This is a genomic window from Streptomyces sp. sk2.1, from assembly GCF_008120935.1.
Classification (GTDB): Bacteria; Actinomycetota; Actinomycetes; order Streptomycetales; family Streptomycetaceae; genus Streptomyces.
Genome location: NZ_RDBO01000073.1, coordinates 1 through 8,892 on the forward strand (window position 1 = coordinate 1; position 8,892 = coordinate 8,892).

The 8,892-nt window shown below is 69.0% G+C and carries 8 protein-coding genes and 1 pseudogene; 3 read left to right on the top strand and 6 right to left on the bottom strand.

Features of this window, described 5'->3' with window-relative positions; genetic code table 11:
- The coding region (locus tag EAO76_RS26180) for a transposase (protein ID WP_148838394.1) at window positions 1-241 on the top strand (241 nt) is incomplete at its 5' end.
- 490 nt (window positions 242-731) lie between these two features.
- On the opposite strand, the gene EAO76_RS26185 is transcribed toward EAO76_RS26180, so the two are convergent.
- The 5 genes from EAO76_RS26185 to EAO76_RS26205 are packed head-to-tail and all read right to left on the bottom strand — an operon-like array spanning window position 732 to window position 6,112.
- Window positions 732-2,186: an NAD(P)/FAD-dependent oxidoreductase gene (locus EAO76_RS26185; RefSeq protein ID WP_148838395.1), complete on the bottom strand. Its 1,455-nt coding sequence runs from the start codon at window positions 2,184-2,186 to the stop codon at window positions 732-734.
- Complete coding sequence (locus EAO76_RS26190) at window positions 2,186-2,476, bottom strand: (2Fe-2S)-binding protein (RefSeq protein WP_148838396.1); 291 nt, start codon at window positions 2,474-2,476, stop codon at window positions 2,186-2,188. The genes EAO76_RS26185 and EAO76_RS26190 overlap by 1 nt, the downstream gene beginning before the upstream one ends.
- The gene (locus tag EAO76_RS26195; protein ID WP_148838397.1) at window positions 2,473-3,675 is read right to left on the bottom strand and encodes an FAD-binding oxidoreductase; all 1,203 of its coding nucleotides are present in this window, start codon (window positions 3,673-3,675) and stop codon (window positions 2,473-2,475) included. Before EAO76_RS26195 ends, EAO76_RS26190 begins: the two co-directional genes overlap by 4 nt.
- Entirely contained in the window at window positions 3,668-4,606 is a 939-nt protein-coding gene (locus EAO76_RS26200) for a dihydrodipicolinate synthase family protein (RefSeq protein ID WP_148838398.1), read from the bottom strand. Before EAO76_RS26200 ends, EAO76_RS26195 begins: the two co-directional genes overlap by 8 nt.
- A 48-nt stretch (window positions 4,607-4,654) precedes the next feature.
- Window positions 4,655-6,112 carry a Na+/H+ antiporter NhaC family protein gene (locus tag EAO76_RS26205; protein WP_148838399.1) on the bottom strand — a complete coding sequence of 486 codons (1,458 nt, stop codon included), beginning with the start codon at window positions 6,110-6,112 and terminating at the stop codon, window positions 4,655-4,657.
- Window positions 6,113-6,302: 190 nt separating this feature from the next.
- Here EAO76_RS26205 and EAO76_RS26210 point away from each other — a divergent pair, with 190 nt between their 5' ends.
- Together EAO76_RS26210 and EAO76_RS26215 are read left to right on the top strand one after the other, a co-directional pair.
- Complete coding sequence (locus EAO76_RS26210) at window positions 6,303-6,836, top strand: helix-turn-helix domain-containing protein (protein WP_148838466.1); 534 nt, start codon at window positions 6,303-6,305, stop codon at window positions 6,834-6,836.
- Window positions 6,837-6,961: 125 nt separating this feature from the next.
- Window positions 6,962-7,705 carry an IS6 family transposase gene (locus tag EAO76_RS26215; protein WP_148838400.1) on the top strand — a complete coding sequence of 248 codons (744 nt, stop codon included), beginning with the start codon at window positions 6,962-6,964 and terminating at the stop codon, window positions 7,703-7,705.
- Window positions 7,706-7,778: 73 nt separating this feature from the next.
- Here EAO76_RS26215 and EAO76_RS26220 read toward each other — a convergent pair.
- Window positions 7,779-8,615 (bottom strand): annotated as a pseudogene (locus tag EAO76_RS26220) (IS1380 family transposase); the annotation flags it as partial.
- Window positions 8,616-8,892 lie beyond the last annotated feature (277 nt).

Below are 8,892 nucleotides of genomic sequence, written 5' to 3' on the forward strand. Positions count from 1 at the left end.
CGGCGGCTACCGCGGCACCGGCCCGATCATTCCGCACCGCCGCGAACGCGGCCAGACCGAACTCCCGGACTGGAAAGAAGAACACAACGCTTCCCACCGCAAGGTCCGCGCCCGAGTCGAGCATGCCTTCGCGCGGATGAAGACCTGGAAGATCCTCCGCGACTGCCGCCTGAAAGGCGCCGGCGTCCACCACGCCATGCTCGGCATCGCCCGCCTCCACAACCTCACCCTCGCCGGATGACCGGGAAACAACGCTGGTCAACCAGCATGCCGTAGATCATTTACGGGACAGCGCTTAGCAGGGACAGGACAGTTGCCAGGGCGACGAGCAAGAGGCGCGTCAAAGGTCCGGAACTCAACGGCCGACATCCTTCTGTGAGGGGGCCGTTCCAAGACATGCCGTCTCAGCCCGACCACCGAAGCACGATGGTTGGCTGAGACGGTGTAACCCCTGAGAATCGGCGGACCGTTACGGGTCCGCGCAGCCGTGAGGTCACGCCCTCAAGCAGTTCTCGGATGATAAGCGACTCCTGGAGAGCACGCCAGAGTGTGGTCAGAGCGAGGGCCATCAGCCATCGCTCAGGGTGACCGCAGAGGTGGCTCTGGCAGGAATACGCGACACCTCAACATGCGAGCCCACCAGTCTCAAGCTCCGACTTCGCGCGGAGAAGGACGGGAGCACCGAGCTGAACGGCAAGCGCGATGCCCTCGCGGAGGGCGTGGCATGCCTGTCATGGGCAAGGGGCGTCCGGTGCGGGCTGCTCGGGAGGCGCGTCGAGGGCTCGGAGGTCTCCGACGGGTACGGGCTTGACCGGCAGGTGGGCGGAGAATCGTCCGCCGAGGCCGATCGGCTGCTCGCGTGCCGAAGCAAGGATCGTGCCGACGCTGCTTTCGCAGTAGCGCCCCTGGCAGGGGCCCATGCCCGTGCGACAGGAGAGCTTGACGGCATTGATGTCGCTGACGAACGGTGACGATGCGAGGAAGTCGTCGAGGGTGCCGCGGGTGACCATCTCGCATCGGCAGACAGTGGTTTCTGGTGTTGCGAGGTCGCCGAGTGCCTCACGCACCGGTTCGAACATGCGTTGCACCACGGTGGAGAATCGCGTCGCGGTACGGATGCCGCGCTCCGCTTCGGCGAACGCCGCTGGGGGCACGGCGCGTCCGAGGCCGGCGGCGATCCCGAGGCCCGCGAGTGCGCCCTCGGCGCGGGACTGGTCGGCGCCGGCGACGCCGGTGGGCTCGCCGGCGACGAACACCCCGGGGACGGATGTCTGCAGTCGTTCGTCGTGTGCGACCACCCAGCCGCCCCGTGGCGAGTCGAAGACGAGGTCGCATCCGATCTGACGGGCGAGTTCCGTCGATGCGGAGAAGCCGTACCCGAGCACGAGATGCGAGGCGGCGACCTCCCGGGGTGCGCCCGTCGCCTTCCACTTCCGGTCGACCCGGGCGAGTTCGATCCGGGAAACGTGGTCCGTGCCGTGGGCGGCCGTCACGATGGTCCGGGGCGAGACGCGGACGCCCTTGCGCACAAGTCGCGCCACGATCGCGCCGGTCTCCGCGAGCATCCGTAGATGACCGGGTACGGCGCCCAGGGCGTGGCGCAGCTCCGCCGGTGTCGGGATGCTCTGCGCGAACGCGACCTCGCGCACCGGGACGCCGTCGCGGACGAGCAGGTCGGCCACGAGCAGCAGCAGCGGGTGCGCGCCCGCCAGCACGACGTCACCGACGGGTGCGATCTTCTGTGCCTTGACCAGGGTCTGGACGGCGCCGGCGGTCATGACGCCGGGCAGCGTCCAGCCGGGGAAGGCGACGGGAAGGTCGTAGGCGCCGGTGGCGATCAGCAGCCGACGCGCGCCGATCACGCGAGTGCCGTGTTCCGGGTGGTTGATCGCCACGCGCAGAACGTCCGGGGTCGCGTCGTCGTGCAGGACACCGATCGCCGACCAGCCGAACTCCGTCGTCAGGCGCGGGTCCGTCTCGAAGCGCCGGATGAGATCGGTGGCCCAGCCGTAGCCGGCGGTGGGGTGCAGGACACTTCCGGGGAAGGCCCGGGGCGGTTGGCGGAAGATCTGTCCGCCGGCCCGCTGCTGCTCGTCGACGACGACGACCGTCAGACCGTGATCGGCTGCGGTGAGCGCCGCCGACATGCCCGCCGGACCCGCGCCGATGATCGCGAGATCGAACATCACAGCCTCCCCGGCGTGTCGATGATCATGCCCGCGCGCGCCGGCACGAGGCAGGTGCGGGTCAGCGGTCGGCCGTCGACGGTGGCGGCGCATTCGAAGCACGTGCCCATGTTGCACAGCGGAGCCCGGGGGGCCAGGTCGCGGTCCCGTTCGAACGCGGTCCCTGCGGTGAGCATGGCCGCGGCCACCGTCTCGCCCGTACAGGCGCGGACCGGCTCGCCGTCGACACTGATCGTCACGGCGTCGCCGCGTTCGTGTGCGGTGCGGCGCCAGGCATCGCCCGTCGTCATGAGGTGCTCCCTTCCGTGAAGCGGGCCGGGTCGTAGGGTGCCAGGTCGATATCGGGTGAGCGCCCGGCGATGAGGCCGGTCAGCACCCGGGCGAAGCTCGGCCCGAGGGTGAACGCAGATCCGCCGGTGGCGACGAACACGCCCGGAGCGCCCTTGACCGCGCCGACGAGCGGGAGCTGGTCGGGCGCCACCGTGGTCGCGCCGACCCAGCTGCGCACGGCGGGCACTCGCTCCAGCGCCGGAACGGTGTTCACGGCCGCGCGTGCGTTGCCGGCGATCGACTGCGGGATGAGCTGGTGCTTGCGGTCGAACGCCGGGACACCGTCCGCATCCCTCGTCAGCCGGGCCGGCCATCCGCCACCGATGAGGACCGTGTGGTCGAGCGACTGCTTGAGCGACAGGCGCGCGCCAGCGTGCTGGACGAGGTGGGGGATGAACCGGGGGACCTTCGAGGTGACGGTCATCGTGAGGGCGAGGGGGACGGTGGGCAGGTCGGCGTCGAAGACCCTGCCGAGCTCGGTCGTCCACACGCCGGCGGCGAGCACGACCGAGGCGGTCCGCACGGTGCGGGCCCGTTCGTCTCCCGTGCGGCCGGTCTCCTGGAGGGTGATGTCCCACCCGGCCGGGACGCGGTGCGCGCCGACCAGGCGGCAGCGTGCGCGCACCGTCGCCCCGGCCGCGACGGCCGCACGGCCGACCGCTGGAGCGGCAATACGGGCATCCGCCTTTCCCTCCAGCGGGCTGTAGTTGGCCGCGACGATGTCCCGTGACAGGTACGGTGCGAAGTCGTCGAGTGCGGTGCGGTCGAGCGTGCGTACCTCCAGGCCCCAGGAGCGTTCCAGCTCCGCCTTGAACTCGAGCATCCCGACCTGGTCGGCGTTCTCGGCGACCATGAGCCCGCCCGTCTGGCGCACGCCGAGCGGCTCTTTGACCTCGTCCTCCAGGCGCGCCCACATCGCGGCTGCGTCCAGGTGCAGCGGCATCGCCTCCGCCGCGACGCGCGCGGCCTCCTCGCCCGCCTCGACCATCCGGTACTCGAGCTGGAAGTGCAGGCTCCCGGCGTTCTGTCCCGATGCGTGCTGGTTCACCTGGTCCTTGTCGACCAGGAGCACCCGCGCACCGTCGCCGGCGGCCATCCACGCTGTGAGGCAGCCGAGCAGGCCACCGCCGACGACGACGACGTCGTAGTGCTCAGTCATCGGAGAGGGGGACGGTCTCGATGCCGAGCTCGTGCAGGGTCGCCTCGACGCGGGCGACCTCGCCCGGCGTGAGCTCGAGCAGCGGCGCCCGCACGAACCCCGCGGGGATACCGCGCAGCCGCAGCGCGGTCTTGATGATCGCCTGCTGGTTGCCGAACTGCACGCCGTAGTCGGGTCGGAACCACGCGTTCATGTAGACGCGGTCCTTCTGGCCCAGCTGAACCGCGCGCTCCCGGTCTCCGGCGTCGACGGCGTTCCAGAAGTCGGCCTGGTCGCGGCCCAGGATGCCGCCCGTTCCCATCAGGCCGTCGCCGTGGCCGAGCATCGCGAGGTCGGCGCCGAGCGCGTTGGTGGGCAGGCCGAAGTAGCGCACCTCGCCCTCCAGCGCGTACATCCCGGCGAGGAAGCTCGCGAAGTCTCCCGTCGAGTTCTTGACCGCGACGACGTTCTCGATTTGCGCGAGCTCGGCCAGCAGGTCCACGTCCATGTCCACGACGCAGCCGCGCGGCCAGTTGTACACGGTCATCGGGATGTCGGTGGCATCGCTCACCGCCCGGTAGAACGCGACGATCTCCTTCCGGTTGGGCACGATGTAGGGCGGAGGGGTGAGGAGGATCCCGTCCAGGCCCGCCGCCTCGGCGGCGCGGGCGTGGGTGATCGCCTCGTGCGGGGTGAACGCGTTGCAGGCGCCGAGGACGGGGAAGGCGTCGCTGCGGTGCTCGGCGCCCGCCGCGAACAGTTCCGCCCGTTCCTCCGCGGACATGGAGAACCACTCACCGCTGGTACCGGCCAGGATCGCGCCCTGAATGCCCTCGTCGGCGAGCCAAGCCACCTGCACGTGCAACGCGTCGATGTCGAGCGCGCCGTCACGGGTGAACGGTGTGGTGATGGCGGGGATGTAGCCGCGCCAGTTGACTGTGTTGCGATCCATGGGTCCTCCAATGACCGGTCGCCGGGGGTGTTTGCTGGGGTGCGCTGCTCAGACCAGGGCCGGCGTACGCTCGGGCCGCTTCAGCTCGGTGCCTTCCGCGCCCTCGAAACGGCGGCCCCAGCCGGTTGCGGCCGCCACGACCATGACGACGGTGAGGACCAGCGGGTAGAGCATCGCGACGAAGATCTCCGTTGTGGCCAGAGCGGGGACGCCCTTGATCCCGGTCGTGAGCTGTGCGCCGATGAACAGATAGGCGCTCAGGACGGGGACGATGGAGGCGATCCCCATCGCGAAGCAGTCCATGACGACTGCCCGACGGTAGGGGTGCAGGTCGACGCGTGCGCCGATCTCGTCGGCAACCGGCCCGAAGGTGAGCATCGCGGCCGAGTTCACGCCGCCGAACAGCAGCGTGGTGCCCGAGATGCCGATGCCGATCGCGAACTCCGCACCGCGCGGGGTGCGGGACAGTCGGCTGCGGGTGAGTGCGCTCACCAGCCAGTCGAGGATGCCCGCGGCGGTGAGTACGCCCATGATGCCGAACACGGTCACCACCAGGGCGATCACGCTGAGCATGCCGCTGACGCCCGAGATCAGGAACCCGGTGGGTGCCCCGTCGGTGACGCCGATGATGCCCTCGAGGGTGAGCAGGCCCGAGGCGAGGCCGGTGACGATCCCGGCCACCAGCCCGACGGTGACGGCCTTGAAGATGTCGCGGGTCAGCAGCGCCACGGTGAGCATGAGCGCGACGGGGATGAGCATCACCAGCGCGAGCGGGTCGGAGGCCTGCTCCAGCAGTTCCTGCGAGTGCGCCGAGTCGCTCGAACGGCCCGACGACCCCAGCATGAAGAAGCCGACGGCCGAGATGCCTGCCGCCGTGAAGGCGAAGCGAGCGCGGCTCCGCACGACTCCGGCGATGTCCGCGGTGCCGGACTTCCGGCGGAACGTCTGCGTCGACGACGAGATGACGGTCGTGTCGGAGATCGGGGCGACGTTGTCTCCGAAGATCGCGCCGGAGATGATCGCGGCGGCGAGGAACGCCGGTTCGGCGCCGAGGAGCACACCGGCCGGGTAGAAGATCGGAAACGCTGTGAACATCGTTCCGATGGACGACGCGGTCGACATCGAGATGATGCACACCGCGACGAACGTGAACAGGGTGAAGGTGCCACCGCTGACACCGAGGAGTTCGGCGAGCCACACGAACCCGCCGGAGACGTTGGTCTCCTTGATCAGGGCTGACATCAGCCCCACGCAGAACAGCATCATCACGATCGTCACCGCGGTGGACGATCCGATCCCCCTCGTCACGGCGGACCAGTACGCCGCATACGGCTTGGCGAACAACGCGCCGACGAGCAGCGCGACGACACCCCCCGCGGCGAGCGCGGTCATGTCGAACGTCTTGAACACGACGAAGAAGACGACACAGAACGCGAGGAACACGGCGACCGGCACGAACGCCATCACCCTTCCTCCGCGGAAGACCAGATGCTGGTCGGCGCTCATGGCGGTGCACCTCTCTCCAAAACGCCGAGGACAACCCGGACGTTTACTTATTTACACCAGTACACAAAAATGCACGACGCCTTGCCTGTCAACCCCTTGACGTTCCAGTAAAAACATGCTGGAACGTCCAAGGTCTCCCGTGACTCGCGTGCACAAGAGTGTGCACAGCTCCGCTAGGCTGGCCGCCGTGATGGGAGACCAGCTACGCACCCTGCGGACGGAAGCGGGACTCAGCCTGCGCGACCTCGCGGCGCAGACCGGGCTGTCCGCGACCCTGCTCAGTCAGGTCGAGCGTGGCCTCCGCGAGCCGAGCCTCAAAACCCTCCGGGCCCTGAGCACCGTCTTCGGCCCGTCGACCGCCTCGATGTTCCGCAGCCAAGCCCCGCTCGCGGCCCACCACAGCCGCCCGCACGAACGCCCCCGCCTGCTCATGCCGAAGGGCCTCGTGCAGTACGAACGTTTGACCCCGAGCAACGGCCAGCTCGAAGTCCTTCTCGGCACCCTCGGACCGGGCCAGTCCTCGAGCGACGAGGGGTGGAGCCATGCCGCGGTCGAATGCGCCTACGTCATCACCGGCACGGTCACCGTGCATGTCGCCGATCAACGTTACGATGTACAGGCGGGTGAGGCACTGACCTTCGACGCCACACGGCCCCATCGCTACACCAACAACACGGACGAGCCAGCGACCTACCTGACGTCGGTGACACCCCCCACGCCCTGACCGCATCGAACGCGAACGTTGCGGATCGCTGTCGCCAACGTCCCAGGGCATACACCGAAGTCCGGCTGGAGTACTACTGAGGGTGCTGTCACGTTGGCTGACGGAGTGGGATGATCTTCGGGTTGATGGTGCCTGGGGAGGGCTTGTTCGTGTCGGTCGCGTCGCCGTCGTACAAGGGTCACCGGTACCCGGTGGAGGTCATCGGGCACTGCGTGTGGCTGTACTTCCGCTTCCCGCTCAGTTTTCGCGAGGTCGAGGAGCTCATGCTTCAGCGCGGCGTGATCGTCTCGCACGAGACGGTGCGCCGCTGGTGCGTGAAGTTCGGCCGGTCCTACGCCGACGGGCTGCGCCGGCGCAGCCCCGCCGCCGGCGACAAGTGGCATCTCGACGAGGTCTTCGTCAAGATCAACGGCGAGCGGCAGTACCTGTGGCGGGCCGTCGACCAGTACGGGAACGTGCTGGACGTCCTGGTTCAGTCCCGCCGGGACACGAAGGCCGCCAAGCGGTTCCTGGCCAAGCTGATGAAGAAGCAGCGCCGCGTGCCCCGGGTACTGGTCACCGACAAGCTGAAGAGCTACCCGTTCGCCCACCGCGCGCTGATGAGCTCGGTCGAGCACCGCGCCCACAAGGGACTGAACAACCGGGCCGAGAACTCCCACCAGCCCACCCGCCAGCGCGAACGCGCCATGAAGGGCTTCCGCTCGCCTGGATCCGCGCAACGGTTCCTGTCCGCGTTCAGCGGTATCAGCCCCCACTTCCGCGTCTGCCGCCGCCTCCGGACAGCCGCCGAACACCGATTCGAGATGACCCTCCGCTTCACCATCTGGGACCACGTCACCGGCGGCATCAGCCTGCCCACCGCGGCCTGAACCAGGCATCAAGACCGCACCCCGGAACGCCCCGGCACAGCGGCAGATGATCAAGCACCCGTTAACTTGACAACATCTTCAGGACAGCCTGGTGAATCTGCTCGGTGATGGTCATCCCGACCGAGTACGACAGCCACCTCCCGCGCTGGGCGAGCCAGGCCACGAACTCGTGGGTGCCGCCTGCGGAGTCAGTGCGGATCAGTGTGGACCGGCCGCGCCTATGCCGCTGGGGAAGTTGGGCCAGGGCGAGCCGGGTGGCGGTGATGTGGTCGGCGGCGGTGTTGGAGCCCGCGTTCCCCGGCCGCAGCAGGGCGGCCACCGGCTCCCCGGTGCCGCCGCGTCCGTGATCGACGAAGCCCATCAGCGGATGGTGCCCGTAGGTCTTCTTCCAGGTGGCGGCGGCGTCCTGCTTCTCGGAGTGCGCCAGTACCAGCACGCCGTCCAGGTCCACGATCACGTGGCCGTCCCTATCCGGCGCCTCGTTCCGGGCCAGCTTCCATACGTACTCGCGGGCATCGGCCCGAGCGGTGCGGATCGCGTCCAGGGCCTTCGGCCCGGCAGCAGCGAGGTGGTCGACCAGACGGGAGACGGTCGGGTCCGAGGCCACCGGCCCGAACACGGCAGGCTCGGCCCGCAGCATGCCGACATCGGCCAGACAGTCTCCGCCCAGCGCGACCGCGAGCGCCACATCCAGCAGGATCTTGCCCGGATCGTGCACCGTCCGAGGGCGCCGCCAGGGCACGAGCGCCGCCGATATCGCGGTATCCAGGCCGCTCTTGCGGGCGGTCTCGACCAGCAGCACACCCCCGGCCTGGGAGACTACCCCGTGACCGCCACTCTCGATACGGACACGCGGGTACGACGCGCTACGCTTCCTCACCTGGAGAGTGAGCCTTTGCCAACCTGCCATGGCAGGCCGGGTAGTCGGTCAGACCGGCTAGTAATTGAGTCAGGACCGCACATCGATAAAAATCGAATAAAGGCCCGCAAAGACCCCTTCACCACCGAGGCCCCGCGCCGCCAGGCAGTCTCCGCGCCGGTCCGCCGCCGAACCACATTGCCCGCCGTTGCGGCGACTCCGCCCCAGCGGCGCCTGCGGAGCCGCGGACACCAACCGCACATGTGTGGCACCGTGACGTTCATGGACTTGAGCGCGTACCGCGGCTGCTTCCTGGGGTCGATCTCCA

Coding starts and splice junctions, on each gene's coding strand:
- EAO76_RS26185 (WP_148838395.1), bottom strand. CDS start 2,186: ATGTTCGATCTCGCGATCATCGGCGCGGGTCCGGCGGGCATGTCGGCG.
- EAO76_RS26190 (WP_148838396.1), bottom strand. CDS start 2,476: ATGACGACGGGCGATGCCTGGCGCCGCACCGCACACGAACGCGGCGAC.
- EAO76_RS26195 (WP_148838397.1), bottom strand. CDS start 3,675: ATGACTGAGCACTACGACGTCGTCGTCGTCGGCGGTGGCCTGCTCGGC.
- EAO76_RS26200 (WP_148838398.1), bottom strand. CDS start 4,606: ATGGATCGCAACACAGTCAACTGGCGCGGCTACATCCCCGCCATCACC.
- EAO76_RS26205 (WP_148838399.1), bottom strand. CDS start 6,112: ATGAGCGCCGACCAGCATCTGGTCTTCCGCGGAGGAAGGGTGATGGCG.
- EAO76_RS26210 (WP_148838466.1), top strand. CDS start 6,303: ATGGGAGACCAGCTACGCACCCTGCGGACGGAAGCGGGACTCAGCCTG.
- EAO76_RS26215 (WP_148838400.1), top strand. CDS start 6,962: ATGGTGCCTGGGGAGGGCTTGTTCGTGTCGGTCGCGTCGCCGTCGTAC.